The sequence below is a fragment of the Leptospira bouyouniensis genome, from assembly GCF_004769525.1.
Classification (GTDB): domain Bacteria; phylum Spirochaetota; class Leptospiria; order Leptospirales; family Leptospiraceae; genus Leptospira_A; species Leptospira_A bouyouniensis.
This window is the reverse complement of sequence record NZ_RQFT01000012.1, coordinates 414,018-436,871: the sequence shown is the minus strand read 5'-3', so window position 1 is coordinate 436,871 and position 22,854 is coordinate 414,018. Positions and strand designations below refer to the sequence as shown.

The 22,854-nt window shown below is 37.5% G+C and carries 20 protein-coding genes; 3 read left to right on the top strand and 17 right to left on the bottom strand.

Translation table 11 applies throughout. The annotated features are described in order from the left end of the window. Positions 1-5 precede the first annotated feature (5 nt). From EHQ43_RS16220 to EHQ43_RS16190, 7 genes are all read right to left on the bottom strand, one after another. The gene (locus EHQ43_RS16220) at positions 6-2,588 is read right to left on the bottom strand and encodes a sensor histidine kinase (RefSeq protein WP_135741604.1); all 2,583 of its coding nucleotides are present in this window, start codon (positions 2,586-2,588) and stop codon (positions 6-8) included. Next, positions 2,581-3,159, bottom strand: a complete 579-nt coding sequence (locus tag EHQ43_RS16215) for a potassium-transporting ATPase subunit C (protein ID WP_135771731.1) — start codon at positions 3,157-3,159, stop codon at positions 2,581-2,583. Before EHQ43_RS16215 ends, EHQ43_RS16220 begins: the two co-directional genes overlap by 8 nt. Beyond that, positions 3,156-5,207 carry a potassium-transporting ATPase subunit KdpB gene (kdpB, locus tag EHQ43_RS16210; protein WP_135771730.1) on the bottom strand — a complete coding sequence of 684 codons (2,052 nt, stop codon included), beginning with the start codon at positions 5,205-5,207 and terminating at the stop codon, positions 3,156-3,158. The genes EHQ43_RS16215 and kdpB overlap by 4 nt, the downstream gene beginning before the upstream one ends. Before the next feature lie 16 nt (positions 5,208-5,223). Beyond that, complete coding sequence (gene kdpA / locus EHQ43_RS16205; protein WP_135741601.1) at positions 5,224-6,861, bottom strand: potassium-transporting ATPase subunit KdpA; 1,638 nt, start codon at positions 6,859-6,861, stop codon at positions 5,224-5,226. A 122-nt stretch (positions 6,862-6,983) separates the two neighbouring features. Next, entirely contained in the window at positions 6,984-7,769 is a 786-nt protein-coding gene (locus EHQ43_RS16200; protein ID WP_135771729.1) for a hypothetical protein, read from the bottom strand. A 14-nt stretch (positions 7,770-7,783) separates the two neighbouring features. Beyond that, the gene (locus EHQ43_RS16195) at positions 7,784-8,965 is read right to left on the bottom strand and encodes an LIC10775 family protein (RefSeq protein WP_244242861.1); all 1,182 of its coding nucleotides are present in this window, start codon (positions 8,963-8,965) and stop codon (positions 7,784-7,786) included. 3 nt (positions 8,966-8,968) lie between these two features. Next, on the bottom strand, positions 8,969-10,444 hold the full coding sequence (locus EHQ43_RS16190; RefSeq protein ID WP_135771728.1) for a hypothetical protein: 1,476 nt from the start codon (positions 10,442-10,444) through the stop codon (positions 8,969-8,971). Between the two features lie 93 nt (positions 10,445-10,537). Here EHQ43_RS16190 and EHQ43_RS19650 point away from each other — a divergent pair, with 93 nt between their 5' ends. Next, the gene (locus EHQ43_RS19650) at positions 10,538-10,807 is read left to right on the top strand and encodes a hypothetical protein (RefSeq protein ID WP_135741598.1); all 270 of its coding nucleotides are present in this window, start codon (positions 10,538-10,540) and stop codon (positions 10,805-10,807) included. Between the two features lie 5 nt (positions 10,808-10,812). Here EHQ43_RS19650 and EHQ43_RS16180 read toward each other — a convergent pair whose 3' ends face one another. The 3 genes from EHQ43_RS16180 to guaB are packed head-to-tail and all read right to left on the bottom strand — an operon-like array spanning position 10,813 to position 13,812. Next, complete coding sequence (locus tag EHQ43_RS16180) at positions 10,813-11,493, bottom strand: 16S rRNA (uracil(1498)-N(3))-methyltransferase (protein WP_135741597.1); 681 nt, start codon at positions 11,491-11,493, stop codon at positions 10,813-10,815. A gap of 12 nt (positions 11,494-11,505) precedes the next feature. Then, positions 11,506-12,276, bottom strand: coding sequence for an outer membrane lipoprotein-sorting protein (locus tag EHQ43_RS16175; protein ID WP_135754843.1), 771 nt, complete (start codon positions 12,274-12,276; stop codon positions 11,506-11,508). 9 nt (positions 12,277-12,285) lie between these two features. Next, on the bottom strand, positions 12,286-13,812 hold the full coding sequence (gene guaB, locus EHQ43_RS16170; protein WP_135741595.1) for an IMP dehydrogenase: 1,527 nt from the start codon (positions 13,810-13,812) through the stop codon (positions 12,286-12,288). Between the two features lie 97 nt (positions 13,813-13,909). On the opposite strand from guaB, the gene EHQ43_RS16165 reads away from it, so the two are divergent. Then, positions 13,910-15,067: a DUF1577 domain-containing protein gene (locus EHQ43_RS16165; protein WP_135741594.1), complete on the top strand. Its 1,158-nt coding sequence runs from the start codon at positions 13,910-13,912 to the stop codon at positions 15,065-15,067. Positions 15,068-15,176: 109 nt separating this feature from the next. Here the strand turns inward: EHQ43_RS16165 and EHQ43_RS16160 are convergent, their stop codons facing one another. The 3 genes from EHQ43_RS16160 to EHQ43_RS19610 all read right to left on the bottom strand — a co-directional run bounded on the left by EHQ43_RS16160 (position 15,177) and on the right by EHQ43_RS19610 (position 18,762). After that, entirely contained in the window at positions 15,177-17,093 is a 1,917-nt protein-coding gene (locus EHQ43_RS16160) for a B12-binding domain-containing radical SAM protein (protein ID WP_135771727.1), read from the bottom strand. Between the two features lie 44 nt (positions 17,094-17,137). Then, positions 17,138-18,397 (bottom strand): EAL domain-containing protein, encoded by a 1,260-nt coding sequence (locus EHQ43_RS16155; protein ID WP_135741592.1) that lies wholly within the window; start codon positions 18,395-18,397, stop codon positions 17,138-17,140. Between the two features lie 194 nt (positions 18,398-18,591). Further along, positions 18,592-18,762, bottom strand: a complete 171-nt coding sequence (locus EHQ43_RS19610) for a hypothetical protein (RefSeq protein WP_167481809.1) — start codon at positions 18,760-18,762, stop codon at positions 18,592-18,594. Positions 18,763-18,841: 79 nt separating this feature from the next. Here EHQ43_RS19610 and tmk point away from each other — a divergent pair, with 79 nt between their 5' ends. Continuing rightward, complete coding sequence (gene tmk, locus EHQ43_RS16150) at positions 18,842-19,453, top strand: dTMP kinase (RefSeq protein ID WP_135771726.1); 612 nt, start codon at positions 18,842-18,844, stop codon at positions 19,451-19,453. Here tmk and EHQ43_RS16145 read toward each other — a convergent pair. Genes EHQ43_RS16145 through EHQ43_RS16130 form a run of 4 tightly spaced genes read right to left on the bottom strand, consistent with a single transcriptional unit; the run spans position 19,450 to position 22,842 of the window. Beyond that, a complete protein-coding gene (locus tag EHQ43_RS16145; RefSeq protein ID WP_135771725.1) occupies positions 19,450-20,334 on the bottom strand; it encodes a class I SAM-dependent methyltransferase in 885 nt (294 codons plus the stop codon). The genes tmk and EHQ43_RS16145 overlap by 4 nt on opposite strands. Positions 20,335-20,341: 7 nt before the next feature. Further along, positions 20,342-21,196, bottom strand: coding sequence for a metal ABC transporter permease (locus tag EHQ43_RS16140; protein WP_135754838.1), 855 nt, complete (start codon positions 21,194-21,196; stop codon positions 20,342-20,344). Further along, positions 21,189-21,902 carry a metal ABC transporter ATP-binding protein gene (locus EHQ43_RS16135; RefSeq protein WP_135754837.1) on the bottom strand — a complete coding sequence of 238 codons (714 nt, stop codon included), beginning with the start codon at positions 21,900-21,902 and terminating at the stop codon, positions 21,189-21,191. Before EHQ43_RS16135 ends, EHQ43_RS16140 begins: the two co-directional genes overlap by 8 nt. Then, complete coding sequence (locus EHQ43_RS16130; protein ID WP_244242860.1) at positions 21,880-22,842, bottom strand: metal ABC transporter substrate-binding protein; 963 nt, start codon at positions 22,840-22,842, stop codon at positions 21,880-21,882. Before EHQ43_RS16130 ends, EHQ43_RS16135 begins: the two co-directional genes overlap by 23 nt. Between the last annotated feature and the right edge of the window lie 12 nt (positions 22,843-22,854).

Below are 22,854 nucleotides of genomic sequence, written 5' to 3'. Positions count from 1 at the left end.
TTTGATTATTGAAACTTACAGGGAATGTCAATGACAAACCTTGCTCCACCCTCTTTTCGATTCAAAGCTTCAATGTGTCCTCCATGCAAATCAACGATAGACTTAGTAATGGCAAGACCAAGTCCAGTTCCAATTTTCCCAGAGGATTCACCACGATAAAATTTTTGAAAGATACGAGACGAATCAAAAGGTAAACCAGTGCCATTGTCCTCAACAATCCAACGAAGCGATTCGTTATCGCTATTTTCTAATGAAATCCAAATTGTTGATCCTTCCTGAGTGTACAAACAAGCATTATACAATAAATTAAAAATAGCATGGGAAAATAGAATTCGATCCATTTCTATGGGAAAATCAAAATCACCAAGTTTGACCTCGATTGTATGATTTGATTTTGTTCTACCTAGGTAGGAAATAGCATCTTGGATTATTTCCGATGGATAAACCTTTTCTTTCTTTAACGATAAATATCCAGACTCTATCCGACTAATATCCAAAAGATTCCCAAGTAATAAATTCAAAACCAATGAATTTTCTTGGATTTCTTCTAAAAGAGCTCGTCTTGCAATCGGATTTGATTCTATCTCGGGATCAAGTAATGCCGAAGCAGAGCCTCTAATGGCAGTTAAGGGAGTTTTTAACTCATGTGACAAAGAGTTAAAAACTAAATTGTATAACTTTTCGGATTCTTTCAGTAAATAATTCTTTTTTGAATCTTCAGATAATACATCTCTATCAAGAGCAAGCGCCACCTGGCTTGCCACTGTATTTAACATTATTTCTTGTTCTAAAGTAGGTTCATATAATGAAACAACATTTATGACACCGGTGATTCCTCCGGGCGAAACAAGTGGATAAAAGGTTGCATTCGAAAGAGACAAGGTTTCAGTAAATCTTCCTGCGGGTTTTCCATTTTTTACTGTCCATGTGGCAACCGCTAGATCTTTGGAATCTACGATCATCGGTAAAAATTCACCCGACTGGTATAAATGTAATTTCACAGGGAAAGGGAAAATTCTTTTAAAATAAGTATCGCCTGTTTGTACAATCTCCTTTGATGAGGATGTTTTTGATAAATTCTGAGCTAATTCATATAAAATGGATAACTTTTCCTCTCTCGATCTAAGTTTGGTTTCATTTTTCTTTAATCTTGCTGTTAATCCGCCATTAATTAAGGCAATCAACATAAATATAACAAACATTAAGGCATCTTCTAACTTTGAAATATAAAAAGTATATAAAGGAGGGATAAATAAAAAATTCCAAAAACTTGCGGATAAAATGGCTGCAAGTAGGACTGGTCCTCTACTAAAAAACATTCCTAGTAGGGCAACATAAAACAAATACAAAATCGAAATAGTCCAATAACTGATAAAATTTAGGAGTAATAAGTTAATGAGTGTAACAAAAGAAGTTAAAACAAATATTGCTGCATATTGGCGAAAACTAGAGGAAGGTATCAATCTTTTATAAAAATCAAAATTAAATTTTCTATTTTCTTGGTAAGGAATGATTATCAATTCAACATCACGTAAGTAATTTAAAATTTTTTCCGTTATGTTTTTCTGGAATAAGGAATGGAAAAATCTTTTTTTGGAACCACCCATGACCAATCTATGGATTCTTTTTTCATGGACTGCGGATAAAATACCAAAAACTGGATCTGATTCAAATGAATGAATGACTTCTGCCCCTAACTCTTTTGCAAGCCTGATGTGAGAACGAATTGCCAATGCTGACTCTGTATCATTAACTTCTTCACTTTCAGAAAAGAACGCATAAAAATCAGAATTTCTTTCCAATGACAATCGTTTGGCGGTTCTAAGGAGTGTTTTGGAATGTGGGCTAGCCGAAATTGCAACCATAATCCGTTCCCTTCCTTGAGGCATTTTTTTCTCTACATACTTTGCTGTATAAGAAAGTGATAGTTCTCTCAAATAAGTTAGATTTTCTTTACGAAAAAAATTTTCTTTTGCGGCATTGATTTTTTCTGGTACGTAAACTCTACCATCAGATAATCGTTTTAATAACTCATCAGGAATAATATCGATGAGAACAAGTTCGTCTGCCCTCTCCAAAATTTTATCGGGAATGGTTTCCTTTACGGGACTTTGCAATATTTTTTCCACCGAATCAACCTGACTTTCTAAGTGTTGAACATTAACTGTTGATAAAACATTGATTCCTGCATCTAACAGGAGAAAAACATCTTGGTATCTTTTGTTATTCAGTGATCCAGGGATATTGGTATGGGCCAATTCATCCACTAATACATAATTTGGTTTCTCTTTTAGAATAGATTCCACATCCATTTCTTCCCAAACTTTCCCACGATATTCAATTTTTTTTAAAGGGAAGGAGCTTAGACCATCGAGTAAATTTTTTGTTTCTGAACGTCCATGTGTTTCCACAATTCCTATTTTGACGTCTTCACCTTCTTCGATTAAATGGTGAGCTTCGGTAAGCATCGCATACGTTTTTCCAACTCCAGGAGACATCCCGAAGTAAATTTTCAAACTTCCAAATTTGCGAGGCTCCGATTGGTTCGCTAGTGACAAAAAATCTTCGGGACGACGGCCTTCATTCATGTGTAAATTGTTTCCAAGCTATGTTTAATTTTGTAACGTTTACTCTTTCTCTGCCTATAAAACCAAAGTATGATTTTTCAACAAATTGGTCGATCATACCATCGATTGTTTCGATAGGAATTTTAGTTATAAAACTTAAAACTTTTCCTTGTTCTCTAGCGCATTCGGAAGTTATATGAGGATCCAAACCTGAACCTGATGTATAAAGCAATTCTTGGCAATGTTCAGGACGAATCCCAGCGGAGATTAAAACTTTTTTCCTCTCTTCCACTTGTTTTTTCAATTCCATACTCGATGGACCCAAATTGGATGCGCTACTGGGAATGGTATCATATTGATTGGCACTTGGCCGATATAAAAACAAATCAGTCCGTTCCTCATTTTTCGCTAAAAGTGATGAACCTATCACTTGTTTGTCTTGGTATATCAAACTTCCGTTCGCCAAATGAGTTCCCAAAGACTGACTGAGAAGTGTAATTATTAGAGGATACATAAATCCCAAAACCAAAATGGAAATAAACAAAAACCGAATGCTCACTTCCCAATCATTTGCAATATTTTTAGAATTCATAAACTTACTCCGGATAAAATCATATCAATTAATTTAATCCCAAAAAATGGAAATACCATTCCTCCACCTCCATAGATGATAAAATTTCTAAGTAAAGCTTGGTCTGGTGATTTCGGAACATATTTCACTCCTCGAAGAGCAAGTGGGATTAATGTTGGGATCACTAATGCATTAAAAATTACCGCAGATAAAATCGCATTATCAGGATTCGATAATCGCATGATGTTGAGAGATCCTAGTGGTAAAAATAAGGCAGGAATGATTGCAAAATATTTTGCAACATCATTTGCGATGCTAAAGGTAGTTAATGCGCCTCTCGTCATCAAAAGTTGTTTTCCAATTTCTACAATTTCAATGAGTTTGCTTGGATTGCTATCTAAATCGATCATATTTCCTGCTTCCCTTGCTGTTTGAGTACCCGTATTCATGGCGACTCCCACATCTGATTGAGCAAGTGCGGGGGCATCATTAGTTCCATCTCCAATCATTGCCACCAAATACCCGTTTGCTTGTTCTTCTCGGATTCTTTTTAATTTTGCTTCAGGAGTTGCTTCTGCAATGAAATCATCAACACCAGCTTCCGCTGCAATTGCAGCTGCTGTCAGTGGATTATCGCCGGTAATCATTACTGTCCGAATTCCCATTCTTCTGAGATATGCGAATCTTTCTTTAAGCCCACCTTTCACAATGTCTTTAAGTTCTATGATTCCTAAAAGTCGATTCCCTTCTGATACAAGAATTGGAGTGCTTCCTTTTCTTGAAATTTCATCTGAAATTTTTTGGTGATCTAAATTAAATACCCCACCTAGAGATTCAATATGTTTACGAATGGCATCAATAGCCCCCTTTCGTATATTTCGAATGACATTTCCTTTCTCATAAATTTCAACTCCACTCATTCTTGTGGAGGCAGTAAACGGAATCCATCGAACATCTAGCGAATTTAAATTTCTTTCTCGTATTGAATATTTTTGTTTTGCAAGAATTACGATTGAACGACCTTCAGGTGTCTCATCTGACAACGAAGAGAGTTGGGAAGCATCAGCTAATTCCTCTTCCGATACACCGTCCACCGGATAAAAACGATGTGCTTCTCGATTGCCTAAAGTTATGGTGCCTGTTTTATCTAATAATAAAACATGTATATCACCGGCAGCTTCGACAGCTTTTCCACTCTTTGCGATTACATTATATCGAATGAGTCTTTCCATACCAGAAATACCAATCGCACTCAGTAATGCAGCAATCGTAGTAGGAATCAAACAAACAAAGAGCGCAAGCCAAACGGAAAAACTAAAATGCCAATTTTCACCGATTTGATTCCCTACAAAGTTTGCGATTGGGATCAGAGTGACGACACCCAAAAAAAACAAAATTGTCAGTGCAAAAAGTAAAATTCCCAATGCAATTTCATTTGGTGTTTTTTGTCTTGTTGCACCTTCTATCATCGAAATCATTTTATCGATAAAACTTTCACCAGGTTTCGATGTAATTTTGATATAAAGAAAATCGGAAATCACTTTTGTACCACCGGTGACGGCGGAGCGATCGCCTCCACTTTCACGGATCACTGGAGCCGACTCTCCCGTTACTGCGGATTCGTCCACACTTGCAATACCAGAAATTACTTCACCATCAGATGGAATGATTGCACCTGCTTCGACTAACACGATATCATCGATCTTTAGTTCATTCGATGTGATTAGTGTAAATTGTGTATCTCCGACAGCATTCACTTTTTTTGTAGCAGTTGATGATCTAGTTTTCTTAAGACTATCTGCCCTTGCCTTACCTCTACTTTCCGCTACACTTTCGGCAAAATTCGCAAAGAAAAGTGTAAGGATTAACCATAACAAAATAGGAACTTCATTTTGAAGTGGCGTATTGGTTAACAAGAAATAGATAGTCTGAATCAATAGGATACTTGTACCGACCCAAACGGTTGCCATCACTGGATTGGAAAAAGCATATTTTGGAGAAAATTTTTGAATCGAATTCCAAATAGATTCCTGAATCAGATCTTTTGAGAATAAGGTTTTAGAGTTCATATTTTATGTTACCTATTTAAAAAAAGACACCACTTTGAATGAACAATTCTTCTAGAATTGGTCCCAAAGCTAAAACTGGAAAAAAAGACAATCCACAGACAATAATGATCACTGAGAAAGTTAAGATTCCGAACAATAGCGAATCGATTTTAAAATTTCCTTCAGACGTTTTCGTTGTAATTTTGCTTCCAAAACTCCCACATACCATCACAACTGCACAAATCACGCCAAATCGACCAACTAACATTGATATTCCAAGTGATAAATTCCCCCAAAGAGTATCCGCTCCAAAACCTGCAAATGCCGATCCATTGTTCCCTGCTGCAGAACTAAAAGCATATAAAATTTGGGATAAAGCATGAGGACCATTCGCCGTATAACCGTTATTCAAAAGTAATGTGAAAGTAGTCCCTATAAGTATGCATAGAGTGGGTGCCAATATCCCAAACAAAGTCCATTTAATTTCATAACTTCCTATTTTTTTACCAAAGTATTCTGGAGTTCGACCTGTCATTAGTCCAGATAAAAAAACGGTTAAAATTAAAAATAGGATCATTCCATACATACCAGTTCCGATACCACCAAAGATAATTTCACCTAACATCATTTGAAATATTGCAATTCCACCTGCTAGCGGAGAATAACTATCGTGCATTGAGTTCACAGAGCCATTTGATGCAGCTGTAGTTGCTGATAACCAAAGAGAAGATTCTGTTAAAGTGAATCTAGCTTCCTTACCTTCCCAAAACCCAGGATGGTTCATTTCAGAATAGAATACGCATAGAAATCCAATTACAAACAAACTCAGCATAACGAAGAACACAACCCAAGCATGCCGGAACGAATTTGTAATTTTACCATATAAAAACACACAAGAGGCAGGTAAGACTAGAATGGAAAAGAGTTCTATAAAATTGGAAATTGGAGTTGGATTTTCAAAAGGATGAGCACTATTGACTCCAAAAAAACCCCCACCATTCGTACCTAATTGTTTGATTGCTATTTGGGAGGCAGCAGTACCCATCGGAATGATTCGAATATTTCCTGTAGAACTAACACTTGTAATCGGTTCCGCAAAACTTTGTATCACTCCTTGCGAAACCAATAACAATGCAATGATTATAGAGATTGGTAGAAGTATATAGAAACTCGAACGAAATAAATCTAACCAAAAATTTCCAAAATGTTTCGTTTCTGAGGATGTGATTGCTCGACTCACATATGCTAAAACTGATACTCCTACCCCAGCACTTAGAAAATTTTGAGGAGTGAGTCCGACCATTTGCGAAAAATTGCTGAGTTGGCTTTCTCCAGAATAAGCCTGCCAATTTGTATTTGTGATAAAAGAAATTGTTGTATTTAACGCCAAATCCCAATCCATTCCAACAAGTTTTAAAGAATTCATTGGCAATAAGTTTTGGTATCTTAAAATCAAAAATAATAGGATCCCACCAAAGAGATGGAAAATGATTAAACTTTGTAAATATTGTTTTGGAGTTTGGCTTCTTGGTTCTCCCGAAAACAAAAATCGTTTCAAGGCTCCTTCTAATGGTAATCCTTTAGCATTGAGTATGAATGCCATGTAATAACCGATGAATGGTGAGACTAGTAGCAGTAATCCTATAAAAAACGGAAAGTAAAGTAATTCAACCATACACAAATTCTCGCATGGGAAAACCTATTGGTAAAGATCAGAGGAGTTAAGAAGAGAAAAGAAGAGATTAAGAAAAGATTAAGAAAATCTCCGAAGTCTCTCCTTAGAAGGTATGAAAAATATCATTCTCTAGTCGGGAAATACACCACAATCCCCCAAACCAAATGGACAAAGACCAAAAACAATAAAGAATAAATCCCTTTCGTTTCATATTCATGATCCAAACGGTCTTTCCAAACAATAAAGATTGCACCTTGTTCAAAATTGGGTTCACTGTTTTCCCATATGAATTCGCGGAGTAACACTCCACCTGTGTAAAGACTAGAAATTTGGCAATTTCTAGTTTCTTTTGAATAACAAATTGCATATAACGGATATTTGGTGTCATTTCCTAATAGAGACCGAATTCTTTTGTAGTGAAATGTAATGACTGGCCCGTACACAGATGCTCCGGATCGACGCCTGATAAGAAGTGGTGAATTAAAACTCCCAGAATCCGAATCATCCAAACGAAAATCTCTTAAATACAAATACCGATACCCAAGGGAAAGATGTACATCTTCAGGTGGTACATCAAATTTGGAAGTAAGGCCGAAATGATAACCAATCGAATCACCTAAAAACAACAAAACATTTCCACCAGCAATAAGAGATAAAAAAACGGCAAAAATAATTTTATAACCGTATCCTTTAGTAAAGTGGATTCCAAGAAAAACCAAAGGTAAAAAAAAGATAAACAATACCCAAATTGAATTTGATAAGGGCCAATACACACCAAACGGGAGTAAGATGAGAGAGAATACAAATATCATAAGTGACCCGATCCAAAGGATGACTAGCAATGGAGGAGATCCTTCATTAGGTTCTCTTTTTTTGGGGTTTTTGTTTTCCACAAAGGAAGTTAACATTCAGATATCCTCCCCTAATCTTTTACAGTAAAACTAGTGCGAATTGTATTCCAATACTTGTCAGCTTTATCCTTTTCTCTTTTGGGATAGGACAATGATAAAAAATATCCTCTCGGTGCATTATAAACATAATATTCTTTCATCTCCATAGGGATTGGATTTCCGATATCATCCACCTCCACCCATTCACTTACATACTGACCGTTCACATCGGAACGTTTGAATTGGAGTCGATTCATTAAACTTTTTGTTAAGGAACGAACTGAATCCCAGAATACAAAATAATTTTTGGTATCTCTTAGCGGTTTTACTTTATCAAAACTTGAACCAATTGACAAAATGATTTTTGGAACTGTTTTCTTTTTTTTACCTGAAGTTTGTAGTTTTAAGGCTTCATCCCATTCTGTTTGCCCCTCTGGCAAATAATTGGATAAAAATTCAACAAAACGTACTAGACGATAGATACTATCTCGGTTCTCTCCATAGATTCCGAGACGATTTCCATACAAACCTTCATATCGTAAGGAAGATGGAATTTTCAATCGATACCGAAATGACTCTGACTCAAGGTATAAAAAATCCATCGGAGATCTCTCATCCACATAACAACCATAAGGATCACTAACTAAATCCAATGGAATTGTTTGGTCCGACCATTCATTTGCTGCTCTGTTTGTGATTTCATTGGATCGGATAAGCCATTCTGGGAAAAATCCTGAGTCTTTTTCTTTTTTTAAACGATAACAAAGATGAATTCCTTTTCCAAGAAACACTACATCCTTTTCCTTTCTTACTTCATATAATACTTCTAACTCTTTCGAAGCAATATCAGCTTCCTTTTGGATGGGAAATTCTTTATAATACTCATCATCAATTAAAAACCGAATTTTACCTGCGGGGGACATGAGGTAGTTCCTTCCAAAACTATCTTTTTTTTTCACTGAGGATTGTTTGTTTTTGAATTCAGTTAAAAAGCGATGGTAACTTCGACTTTCCTCTTCTTCTGCATCAGGGATCCAAGGTTTTTGCAAGAGTGGGTCAACGATGATATCATTTCGCGTTTGCGAGAATACGGAAGTGCTTACAAAACAAAAAAGCACAATGAAATTTATGATTAGGTTTTTCCAATGAGTCTGGCAGAATAAAAGATACCCTTTCGAATGGTTCTTTTTGAGAGATTGATTCTCTCGGCCCATATCTTAGACCTGGTATTTTGATTGGATAAAATTGAGAGCCATAGTGAATATTTTTGAAAAATCTTTTTTATGAGATTCGTCATTCACTCGAGATAAAATTCCACGGAGTAAAGTCTGCACCTGTTGGTAATTTGGCACTTCATAAAATGATTTTTGGATATGAGGCCATGCCATTTTGACCATTTGCATAAACTCAGGACTTCCCTTTTTGAATTCCTGTATCATTCGGTCTAACGTTAGTTTCACGATCTGAAAGTTCTTGATTTTTTTAACTATACCTTGTAAAACTTCAGGTTTTAACTCAGATTTACTGCTCATCATTTGAAAAAGGGCTTTCCAATCGACGGCTTCATTTTTTTGTTCTTTTAAAACTTGGGTTCGCAAGGAAACCACTGCTTTGTCAAATTCTGAGATGGAACGTAACCAATTTTGATATCCTACTTGATCACCTTTTGTCTGATAGGTGGTGATGGTTTGCACCAAATCCATAAATTCTTTTACCGAAAAATTACCAAGTCTTACCAAATTCAAATCAATTTGTTTCGGAGGAGGTGGTGGTTCCTCCTCTTCATATTCAATCCCTAAATCGTCAGAAAAATCATCATGTTCTTCTGCACCATTTGATGTATTTGAATTGGATTGGCCGGAATCAGAATCATCAAATTCTAAATCTTCTATTTCGTATTCTTCGTTAACTTTTGTGGAGTTTGTATTTGAACTTGTATCGGCAAGTGAAGGCTCTGTCACTTCAGGACCAATTTTAATTTCGAGCTTTTCGCCTGTTAAGATGTCACTAAAGGTTTCTGTGATTTCTTGTAAGATTGATTTATCTTTTTCGGGAATTAACGATTGTTTTTTTGTGACCGGTGTTGGAGGTGCATTTGCAACCGCTAGGGCTTCGGTTAATGAGACTGGTTCTTTTTCCGAATCAGTCCCTTGTGGCATCGCTAATGCCGCTTTAGCGGAAGCTGCCATAAGACCTTGTGGTTCGATGATCTCCCCTGTGATTGGATTTTCCAATACCATCAAAATGCCTTTTTGGGCAAAAACATAATCCTTTGGGTGAGTGACTTGTAATCGTTCTACAATTTCTTCTGTGATTGATGAGAAACTTGGTGCAGGTGCATTTGTCAGTTTTTCTAATTCTTGGGTTTTCAGTTTCTCTTGGACTTTGGTTAAAACTTCGATGAAATTGGAATTGAGATAGGAAGAAACTTCCTCTTTGGAAACCCCAAGGATTGTAGCAAATTGAGGGAGGTGCTCAAAAAACTGGTCAGTTTTTTTGATGTTCCCCGTCATGTAGGATTTGATTTGTTTGGCGACCTCTTCCACTCTGGTGGGGTCCATTTTTTTGGATTTGAGAAGCCTTTTGAAAATATCTATATGGGCATGGAAATAGGACAAAAATTCCCCGTAAGCGGTGAATTCATATTCGCCTTGTCCTTTTTTCTCTAAAACTTTTTTGGAAGAATCTGCCATATTGGAATCTCATCCAATGCATAGGAAAAGTCACAAGGGTCAAGATTTTTACGAACCGATTGACGAAATGCTAATCAAGTGAGTCTATGTGTTATGAAACGTTTTTTTTTACTGATGGTGCTTAGTTTTGTCGTGTTCTTTTCTACATCTTGCCAAAAGCGAGAAGACAAAACCTTGGAGAGAAACTTGTTCACTTTCCTTGTTTCGTGTACGGGTGGAAGTCTGACTGCCTGCAATGCAGATTGTGCAGCGAAATACCCGGACATCACGGGTGAAAATTATACAGTGGCTTCAACATGTTTTAGCAATTGTTCGACCAATTGTAGTCTTTCGAGCACCCTTCTCCTTTTAACCAATAAATAATTTTTTTAAGTTCCATAGACCAAAAAACTTGCGGCTACGATTCCGCAAGTTTCCGTGCGGAGAACTCCCCCAGGTAGTGTAAGTTTTGGAATTTGATTCTTGTCCATCCATTCCTCTTCCTCTGCATGATATCCACCTTCAGGTCCAATCACTGGAATTTTCCCAACCAAACTTTGGATTTGGAAAGAATCTTTTGCAAATGGATGGAATACCACCAAACTTTCTTTATGTGCATCCATCCATTCTTTCGCTGATTCAATAGATAAATTTAAAATTTCTGTTTGTTTCGATTGAGCCGCAGCTTCTCTTACAATTTTTTCAGCCCGTTCCAAATTAAATTCCTTTCGGATTGAATGACGAAAGACCAAAAATACGACTTCATCCAAACCTACTTCGGTCACTTTTTGTAAAAAAAAATCCAGACGATTCCCTTTTGGTAAAGCGATCGCAATTTTTTTACGATTCATTTTTCTCGGGATCAATTCTTCGTTTTGGAAAACTAAATTTTTAGAATTGGGAGTGTAGAGATAATTATATAACCCACCTATACCATCTCGAATTTGGATGGTTGTTTGTGCTTGTTGTAAACGGAGTGCTCTTAAATGATTTAACTCTTCTTTTGTGAGTTCGATCTGATTTTGTTTTTGAAATGGTGTTCGAAAAAGTATCAGACCAGGTTCGGACAATGGCAAACCACTCTACCTGCTTAGATTATCAACGTTAAACAGTGATGCATCTGGATTCACTGTTTTGTCCACTTCTTGGATTTCCCAAACAGTGATACTACCTGTATTCAAATCTAACATTTCCAATCGAGATGCTTTTTGCACTTCTTCCACTTTACCAGTGGCATCCTTGATTTTGACAGGACCATACTTTAAGTTTAAAGTTTTGAATAAAATTCCATCACGGTCGTGAAAGTCCACACGGTATGGTTTTAAATCTTTTTTACCAACAAGAAGGACTAATTTCTTATAAAAGTAAGGTAGAATGGGTTTAAGCGAAACACGGTAATAAATCTCACCTCCAATTTCCAAATCTCCATTGACTAAAGGATTGTAGTTTGCCTGATACGAATAACCAGATAAATCCACATAAAAAAATCCAGTCCCCATTAGGGACTCGTATTTTTCATCATCAGTTTTACGGAAAAGTTTGGCACTAAGAACATTGAAGAAAAATACATTTTCCCCTTCGTCCTTAGTGAGAAGTTTTGACTCAAGTCCTCTTCCCTTTCGATCAAATAACAAAAGGGCATCCTCGCCATTAAAGAACCGATTGATTTTCCACGTTTCGGATGTTCCATTCCTACGAATGAGAACGTAAGTTCCTTTCACAAGGCCTTTCCCGAAATCCATTTCTCGGTCAAGCCTTGCCAAAAGTTCCTGTGCTGACAAACTCGTATCAGGTGCTTGTGCCGCAAGCGAGGTAAAAGAAATCAAAAAAATAAATATCCAAAGTTTTCGCATGTGATTTCTTTATTCAGCTCTCATCGAAGGTTTTGTATAAGAATACAACCCGTGCACACTTCCTTGTGCTTGAGCCGATTCCGTTCTCCGTTCAAAACGAAGTTTTCCTTCGCGTAATGCTTTATGCAAATCAGGGATGTTTCGATAACCCATATCTTGGAAACTTTGTCTAAGGCCTTGCACTAGATATGGAATGAGATTGAGAACAGAACCCTTATCTACCACATAACCAGAAACACCTTGTGCTACCTTGATCTTTTGTGACTCTGAGAAATACCGTTTGTCCCCACCTTTGCTCATTGCTTCCAAACTAGCCATCCCTCTATACTTCTTTAGACGAATGCCGTTCTCATAAAAATACTCACCAGGTGCTTCTTTTGTTCCAGCAAACATGGAACCCATCATACACATGGAAGCTCCAATCGCGAGTGCATTGGCAATGTCGCCAATGTTAGAAATCCCTCCATCGGCAATGACTGGAACTCCGTGAGCCTGTGCATACTCCGCTGTTTTGAAAACAGCCGTCGCTTGTGCTCGACCAACTGCCATCGTATCTTGTGTGATACAAATGGAACCAGGTCCCATTCCAATCCGTAGTCCATCTGCCCCAGCACCAATGAGATTGGCAGCTTGTGCTTTTGTGACCACATTCCCACCTATCACATCAATGTTTGGAAAATTAGATTTAATCCATTGGATCATTTCGATTTGGTAACTGGAGTTCCCTTGTGCGGAATCAATGATGATCGCATCCACTCCCACACCTGCAAGAGCAGCCATACGATCGCGTGACTCTGGTAAGGTGGAAAGTGCGGCACCCACACGTAATCTTTTTTGGTCATCTTTGGAGGATTGAGGGAACTCTTTATTTTTTTTCAGGTCACTTCGACAGATGAGTGCTACAAGTTTTCCTTGTTTGTCCACAATGGGAAGTTTTCCTTTTTTACTTGTACGAAGAATATCGTTTGCCTCAAGTAAACTGATCCCCACGTTTGCTGTGATCAGATCTGTTGTCATCACCTTACCTAATTTGATGTTTCGGTCTTTTTCAAAGTCCACATCTCGGTTTGTGACAATTCCAACTAACTTAGTACTGGCGGTTCCGTTTTCGGTAATGGGGATTCCACTAAATCCATATTTTTCTTTGACTGCGTCTAAATCGGCAACAGTATGTTCTGGCGAAAGAAGGATTGGATCTTTAATGAATCCGTTTTCGTATCGTTTCACTTTCCGAACGAGATCTACTTGTTCTTCTATCGAGTTATTATAATGAATGATACCGATTCCACCCATAAGTGCTTGTGCGATCGCCATCTCAGACTCTGTCACTGTGTCCATGGGGGAACTCATGAGTGGTCTTTTGAGTGAAATATTTTTGGAAAGTTTCGTTTCTAGTTCTACATCGCTTGGATTGAAGTCTATATACCCAGGTAGTACTAAAAAATCTCGATACGTGAGTCCCATGTTGACCGAGAAGAGCTCTTGTCCACTGACTCCATCGAGAAGCTCAGATCCTGGTAGGGGGTGATTTGACATAATTATCCTTCCTTTTTCTACTTTAGGTAAGAAAACTCTGCGTGCAAGAGAATTTCAGGAGAAAATTGACCGATAATAGTAAGTACCACGACCTTTTATGGAAACAGTAGAAAGAAACAAACGTTCCTTGGATGTTTTTTCCGACACGGAAAAAAAACTGCATGTTTTGACCAAATTTTTATTAAACCAGGAATTGAATCTGAAGGATGACATCCATTCAGGTGAGATTTGTTATCTCAAAAAAGTTTCTCAAGATGGAAACAAAATCTTAGTGGGTGTTCGCCCTACCATCACCCTATCAGTAGGCCAAAAAATCACCCTCTACAAAATCCTTGGTCGTTACCTCCACTTGGAATGTACGGTGGAACAGGATAAAGGTGAATCACAATACGTTTTACAATTGAATAAAATTGCGATCGCCAAAAAAGACAGAGAAAGTTCAAGAATCCCTGTCCCTCCCGGATCTGCATGGATTACGAATGTTGTTTCAAGTAAGGCAAAAATTGAAACAGATATGTTTCATGTTCCGACAGCAGTCAAAGTCAATTTCCAAGATTACGAAACTAAATTAAAAAACACTGTCGATTTTATTAAAATTTCAACTTTCAATTCTCGCGAAGACAATGAAGTCATTCGCCTAATCAAAAAAACAAAAAAAGGATTACTTCTCGAAGATGTGAATAACAAAGAATGTTATGAAACGTCTCCAAACGAAGACTTTATTGTTTTCGCTGATGAAATAGAAGAAGATATCAATAAAGAAATTAACAACCGTAGGAATTTAAAAATCAAATCAGAACTCATTCTTCCCATTTTGTATTTAAATGATGAAGAAGAGTCCATCCCCATCGGTTACATTCATATGCAAAGTAAAACAGAAAATTTTGATCTGATCAAGGCAATGGAGATGAAAACTTTGTGTTTTGAAATGGTTGATCGAATCCGCCATTCGAACATGATCAAATCCGATGGAAAATTTCCTGTGATCGATATTTCAGAAGGTGGTCTTAAAGTGATTGTGGATCACCCTGATCTCATGCAAAGTTTGCCTAAACTCTCAGGGTTTCAGTTTGATATCTTTTTTAAGATGCAGTCGCCCCTCACTGCTTTTGGACAAATCAAAACCATCACAAAAAACGAAGAAGGCCATTTAACAGTAGGACTTGCCATCGCAGGGCATTCTTCAAGAGCCGGTGAGAAAAAAAGATTTTTGGAAAACGTAGAATTTTTTCGAAAACAAATCCAAAAGACTTAAACTTGTTTTTTATGGGTATCGAGTACCGATTGCCTAGACAACTTTCGTATCACAAGAATTTTGTTTTCGGATTGGTTCCTACGATAGAGAACAATTGAATGATTGGTTTTTAAATTTCTCCGTATCCCAATACTTCGATACACCACCTCTCTTCCATCACCCGAGACGAAAAGGTTATGGTTTCAGGATCCATCACTTCTTTTAAAAAATTCCAATCTGTTTCAGTTATCTGATCCCCTTTCAACAGATAAAAATGTGTTACATCAGCATCTATTTTGGAAATTTCAGACGGCGAAATGGTTTGATAGACTAAATATGATTCTGATCCATCTAGGCTTTGGCACCATTTCCTGAAACTTACATTTCCTTCTGGAATCACAAAAACCAAACGGTGTTGTAAATTCTCTCCCCGGTAAGCCAACGTTTTGGAAAGATACGAATTTCGTTTCGATTCAAGTAATGATACGAGAGATTTGATTTCATTTGATTTGGGAACCTCTTTTAGTTCGATCACAAAATCCATTGTACAAAAGGGTTCCCGTTCTATTTTTTTCCCAATGAGATTTTGGATTTGTGAAAGATCTTTTGAGAGAGAAACGGGATGGAACCAAACGCTTTGGTGTCTGGTTCCAGGTTCCAACAAACGATCGCGAATTGTGACTCCTTGGATGGAATCCTCTGGATACCAGTCAAATCGGTCAGCTATTCCTGTTATAGTATCACATAAAAATGGTCTCGGGAATTCATCTAACCTTCGTTCCAAGAGATCTTCAGCAAAATAAACAGAATCACGTAAAGCATCAGGACTAAAATTAGGAGTTTGGATGATTCGGTAAGGTGGGGTTGGCATATAAATCAGTCCTTCTTTTGCTGCGTCTTTTCGCATACTAGTCCCAGGAAGGACCGAAAGTGGAAATGCTTGTACCCACTCACCCAAACCATGTTCTAAGAAAAAATGTATCCCTCGTTCCACATCGTCCGGTGTGTCTCCCGGAAGCCCGATGATGAGATCGAGGAGTAAATCGATTCCTTCTCCTGCAAGCATCTTTGCCACTTCTGCAACTTTATCTGGACTACCATATCGTTTGACTCGTTTTAGGGTTTCTTCGTTTACAGATTGTAATCCAAGTTCAATTCGATTAAACCCAGCTTTTCGAAGTTTGGTGGCAAGTTTCGGAGTCACACCTTCCGATCTAAGTTCTGCAAACATGGTCATTTGGCCATCTGCATTCACTTCAGCAATGGCATCGAGAAACGCTTCAAACCCAGGGCGGTGGTTAAACGTTGGGTCTAAAAATACAAGTTCCCTTGCTCCCTTCTCTTTTAAGTTTGAAATCAATTGAATGGTTTCTTTGATATCGAGTGTCCGCAGGTTTTGAGATGATTTAGGATAAAAACAATAAGTGCACTGTGATTTACATCCTCTTACCGTTTCCAAATATGTGGAACGTTTGGGATTCACCTGTATGTGGCCTGTTGTATAGGGTGAAGGAAAATCTGTTAAAGGGAAGTTTGCTGGTGAGGAAACTCCAAAAGCACTGAGACTCCCATCTTTTTTTCGATAGGCAATATTTTCTACGTTCTCTATTGATTCTTTGTTTAATAAAGATTTCATTAGGGTGCGGAAATTATGTTCCGCCTCTCCTGAAACTGCTATGTCGAATCCAGTTTCACCTAACACATAAGGATTATCTTCATTGACTTCTGGTCCACCGACAAGGATTTGAATTTCAGGATTTCTTTTTTTGACTTCGTTTGCAATATAAAGGCTACGTTCAGTATTCCATAAATACAATGAGAGTCCTAAAAAATCAGGGCCTTCTTTACAAATCCGATCAATTAAGTTGATGTCGCCGAGTGAGTCTGTATCTTCTGGTGAAATCACAGAGGCGGTGATCCCTTTGACGGGATCATCCTTCGATTCCAGACAACTGGCTAAACTAGCTGCTGCTAGGGGAACGTTTCCTGTGGCCGCAAAATAACTTGGGGGTGGAACGGGTAATTGCAAAAACTGGATTTTTGCCATATCTCTTACCAAGATTCACCATCCAAACCATAGGGCAAAAACTTTCAGCCTCTTGAAACAACCACATCGATAAATAATATCAAATTTTCAGAAAGATTTCTAGCAAATGTCCGTAACATCATTCTTTCAGAAATATCATGGTACATCTGGGAAAGGGTCCAAGCATCACGACTCGTTTTCGATTTATGGAGGTGTTCGAAAAAATAAGGCCGAAACGACCAGTTTTTCCCAAGAAAAGAATAATCTGGTTTCATTACTTCTAATTCTGATCTCGCATAATTGGGTGAGACTTGAAACCCCATATGATTTGTGATGTACATTCGGAAAAAATCAGTATCACCAAAAACCGATGTATTAAAATTTTCTTGCCATTCCCAAATCCCATCTTCTTCCCCAAATCCCATTACAATTTCGGAAAGTTTATTTTTCCAAATGGTTTCCCATTCAATTTGGGAATTCATTTCTTTTTGTTTCCTTGCATGAAAGTATTCTAAGGAAGATTGCATTTCGGATCTAAATTCAAACCGATTGGCAAAATTTAGTTCAGGTTTAGCAAAATAATAACCTTGGATATAACGTGCGCCATAATTTAAGGCATTGTACAATTCATCTTCTGACTCGATGCCTTCAAATAACAAACTACTCCCAAGTGATTCACCTAACTTTGATAAATTAAGTAGGATTTCTTTAAAGTTTCGAGAGAATGTAGATCGACGTAACATTTGTAAGTCTACTTTAATGATTTCAGGATGGAATAATCCAATCCGATCCAAGTTACTTGCTTCAGAACCTGCATCATCAACGGCGATGGAAAACCCTTCCTTTCGATATAAATTCAATACAGGTTTTAATAATTCTAAATTATGTGGGAAACGTTCTTCAGTAATTTCAATCACAATCCGCGTTGGATCAAGTCCGACTTCTCTCACCATAAGAATCGTTTGAGGTAACGTTGTTTCCAAATTGAGAAGGGCATGGTACAATATGTTCGGAGAAATATTTAGGAATAATTTTGTTTCAGGTGGTGCTTCTCTTGCAAACTTTTGTAAGGCGGCAAATCGTATTTCTTCATCCACCTGTTTTTTAAGAAAAAATACTTCATCATAACCTAAAGTGTGTGTTAAAAAAAAGTCACCTAAACTATGTAGTCCTTGTGCAGTGGACAGTCTTCCAAGGACTTCATAGCCGTAAATCCCTGTGGATTCGGAAGATAAGATGGGTTGGAAAACAGGGGTGAGTTCACCACTGGAAAGCCACTCTTTCCATTCCCTGACTAATTTATGACTTTCGCTTTCTATTTGCATAGAGGGGTACATACTCTCTTATTGCAAGATCGGTACCAATGAGCAATGTAGTGAAGTTTACTGCATCATGCGTATATTATCAGCATTAATGAACAATCGATTCGAGATTTCGTGAATTCTGTAGAAACTTTTAGCAAAATGGTAAAAAAAAAGCCACCCAAGTCTCCTTGAGTGGCCTCTTGCAATCGAATCAATTACTTGATGTCTCTTGTTCTTGTTTTGAATGATTCATCCAATTTTGGCTTTTTAGAAGGTTTTGGTTCTTCTACCACTGGCTGAGTCGGTTGTTTTACTTCTTCAGAGGCACAGTTGATCATAAATACAGCCAAAAAAGCAATGATTAGCATAGACGAAATTTTTTTCATGTATTTGCTCCTTAGACTAAACTGTCGAAATTCATAAATAAGTCGAGGAAAAAACGATGATTCTAATGATGGAGGAGATATGCCAGTAAAGTCGCAATTTTTTGTCTTCGAAGGGATTGATGGTTCAGGGAAAACGACAGTCTCCAAGAAAGTTTCCGAAATACTTAGTACAAAATCCATTAGTAACGTATGGCACAGAGAACCAACAGACAGTGTACATGGACAAAAAATCCGAGAATTCTTACAAGGGAAACTGAAACTCTCCCAAGAGGAACAACTCAAACTCTTTTTATCGGATAGGGAAATCTCAGTTCAGAATACCATCTTACCAACGTTAAAGAATGGAAAATGTGTGGTACAAGACAGATATTATTTTTCTACAGCAGCGTACCAAGGCAAAGATGAAGAACATGCAGCAGACATTTTGTACATGAACGAAGACAAAGGATTTCCAGAACCCAATCGTGTTTATTTTTTAGACCTATCTCCTGAAGAAGCATTGGAACGAAGGAATACGCGAGGTGGGAAGAAAGAAGTTTTCGATGAACAAAATGAACAAACACGTATTTACCAAAACTATTTGGCTATCTTACCCGATTCCACAATCTTTGTCGATGCGACTGCCGACCTTGAGGAAGTTGTTAATTTTTGTGTAGAAGATATTTTAAAATCTCTATCCATCAATGTTTAGTCTTTCACAACCGAAAAGACCATCATATCTCCCATTTGGAACCATTTGACAAATCTATCACAAAAGATTTTCGCCAACCGAAAAAATAAACTCGCGTTTTTTCTGCTAGTGAGCCCACTCCCGTAAGTAAACGCGTTTGGTGAATGGTATCCAAGGGAAACCAAAACTTGTTTTAACCCTTTAAATGAATAATAATATAGATGTTCAGGTACATTCAAATACCGCCAATGTAAACCTTTCCTTTTCGCAAGTAGTCCATACCGACATGTGGACAATATAAGGATTCCACCAGGTAACAAATGTTTTTTGATCTTCTCCAGAGTTTCTTTGGGTTTGTGTAAATGTTCAATCGTCGCCCAAAGTGTGATCACATCAAATTGATGTTTAAAGCCCAAATCCCATTCTAAAAAATTATCCTGAAATATTGAAAGGCCAAGTGATTCTCTCGCAAACTGAACCGGCCCATCTGCAATTTCAATTCCCTTTGCCTCATACCCTCTTTCTTTCATGTATGAGACAAAATATCCGGCTGCACAACCAATATCGAGTGAAGATAAAGTTTTTCCCGAGTCATTTTGTTTTTTTCGATTCTTTTCCCATTTAAAAAAATCTAAATCTTTCAGATTCAATTGGAAAACACGGGAAATTTCTTTCCTTAGTTCGCTAGAATAATAATTATCATACCCTCGTTCGGTCCTTTGCGTGAAGTAAGAATCATCATAATATTTTTTAACCGCTTCCAAACTGGGTTGGGGATTCACTTGCACAAGGCCACATTGATTGCAACTAACAATCGAAAATGTTTCACCCAGTGGGCTATTTTTTAAGAATAAAGAAGTGAAGGTTTGATGACCGCAGGTATTACAAGGAATAGTTTCCACAAATAACCTATCGGCCCTTTTTAGAAAAAAAGGAAGTGATTACATAACGAGAAATATGAAGAAAAAATGCAAAAAAACAAAGCACAAGGATAATACTCGAGGAAGTGGGGAAATAAATCATTTCGCCATTACGTTCAAGTCCAATGAGCGAGACCATAAATCCAAGACAAGTTGATAGCACAGAAAATAATACACAAACAATCGTTAGAATTTTTAATGAACGAATGATAGGAAGTAAGGCAAATACCGGCAATAATAAATGAGCAATGCTATAAAACGTTCCAAGTAAATTCACAGCCACCGTCAGAGAGGCCGCAAGGATAATGTAAAATAACAAATCAAATGGTAATGGATTTCCGACTTGGATTTTATACTCGTCTCGGTCAAAACTGATAAACAAAAACCGTCTAAAAAAACTTAAGTATAAGAAAAAAAAGAAAATGCCTACATAAATGCCAAGGGAATCGGCTCTCACTTGGGAAATCAAAATATCACCGAAAAAAGCTGCCATCAAATGATTTTGCACATTCCCACCGAGTGCGAGCATAAACTGGGAAGCTGCCGAAAAGAAGACAAATAAGATCCCAAGAATCACCTCCTCCTTCATTCCAGGGAGTTTACGCACATAGAGGAGAGGGAAAACCAAAATACAGGAAAATAATATGGGGAAAATTTCGCCGTGCCATTCCATAAATAGAGACAAGGAAACAGAAAACGTAACAGCTTGTGAAAGAGTCACTCCAAAGAAAGTCATACCTCTTAGGACAATCAGTATGCCAAGGACTGAGAGTAATGCTCCCACAAGACTTCCCACCAAAACTTGAGGTAAAAATAAATTCCAACTGGAGACGATGTTAGTCATGGTGGTGGCAGTTAGGAGGCCTTTCTCCATTTGTGATGTTATACAACTTACCTTCGTCAATTTCAAACACTTCATCAAACCCAAAACCCCAATCATGTTCAAGGCTATGTGTGATAAAAAAAAGTGACCTATTACCAGTTTTCAAATATTCTGATAAAACCGATTGGAATAACTCTCTAGCGTTATGATCCAAAGAATCCATTGGTTCATCTAAAAAAATCAAATTGGCTTTTGTGAGTAAAGATCTTAAAATCAAAACCTTTTGTAATTGTCCCCCACTACAAAGTGAAATCTGTTTTTTTAAATAGGAACTAACACCTGTTTTTTCAATGAGTGCCAAATCTTCTTCCGAAAACCTACGTTTTGGTAAAAAACTAAATCCAATGTTTTTTGGCATTAAGAGGACGTCTTCCACTCGCAAAGGAAAATCCAATGCCATTTTTTTGGCTTGAGGAACATATGACGTGGATATCTCTTTAGAAAACTGAATGGAACCAGAAAGTGGTGGGAGTAAATCTGTTAACGTGCGAAATAGAGTCGTTTTGCCAGCCCCATTCCCACCAACAAGTGCATAGGTTTTTCCAGCCTCTATGTGAAGATGGATGTCAGAAACAACAGGGAATTCTTTTCTATATCCTACAGTCAAATGATCTGCATGGATAAAAGAGATAGGTTTTAAAATACTATTTGGTTTTGTCGCTTGCATCGCGTATTTTTTGTAAACTCAACCGTAAAGCATCTTCGTAACTTGAGGTATCAAGTGCACCAACAGATACAGGGAGTGTGACTACCACTGATCCAGGGACTTTCGAAGAGACATACTCTGCATACTTTGGATTGTGATAGGGTCCAATCAAGATAATTTTTATCTTTTCTGCAATCATATAACCAATGACTTGATCCATATAACGGACTGAAGGTGGAACTCCAGGGCGTTCTTCTATCGTTAAATTGGCATTGAACTTAAATCTTGAAGCAAGGTATACAAATTGGTCGTGAAAAACAGCTACTTTTAAACCAAAGTACGGTTCCATTTTTTTCATCTCTTCTTTTGTCACTTGGATGAGACGTTTTTTAAAGGTATTAAAATTCCCTTCATAATATTCCCCGTTTAAAGGGTCAACGCGGGTTAGTGCATTTTTTATATTTTGAGCCATTTGGATGGCATTAATTGGATCATTCCAATAATGTGGGTTTCCATAAATATGCATGTCTCCCATAGAACGGTCCATCATTACTGTTGGTTCACCCAAAATTTTTACACCAAAGGATGTATCACAATACCCAGGTTGTCCTTTTTGGATTTTCATATTACGAGATTGTTGTTGCAGGTACGGGACCCAACCCACTTCTAAATCAAGTCCAACCACACATAAAACATCAGCTTCACTGAGTTTGACCAAAAAATCTGGTCTTGTCATCACGAAATGAGGGTCGTCCACGCCACGGATCATTCCATATACATCTGCACGTTCACCTGCGATTTGTTCGGCGATATACTTGATATCGGAGATACTAGCCACAAGGGTAACTTTTGCAAAGATAGGCGTGGAAAAAAATAAGGAAACAAACAAAAACAATCTAAGAACATCCAAAGTATGTTTGGTTTTGTTTTTCTTTGGGTTTTGATGATTACATTCAAACATATTTGTTCTTTC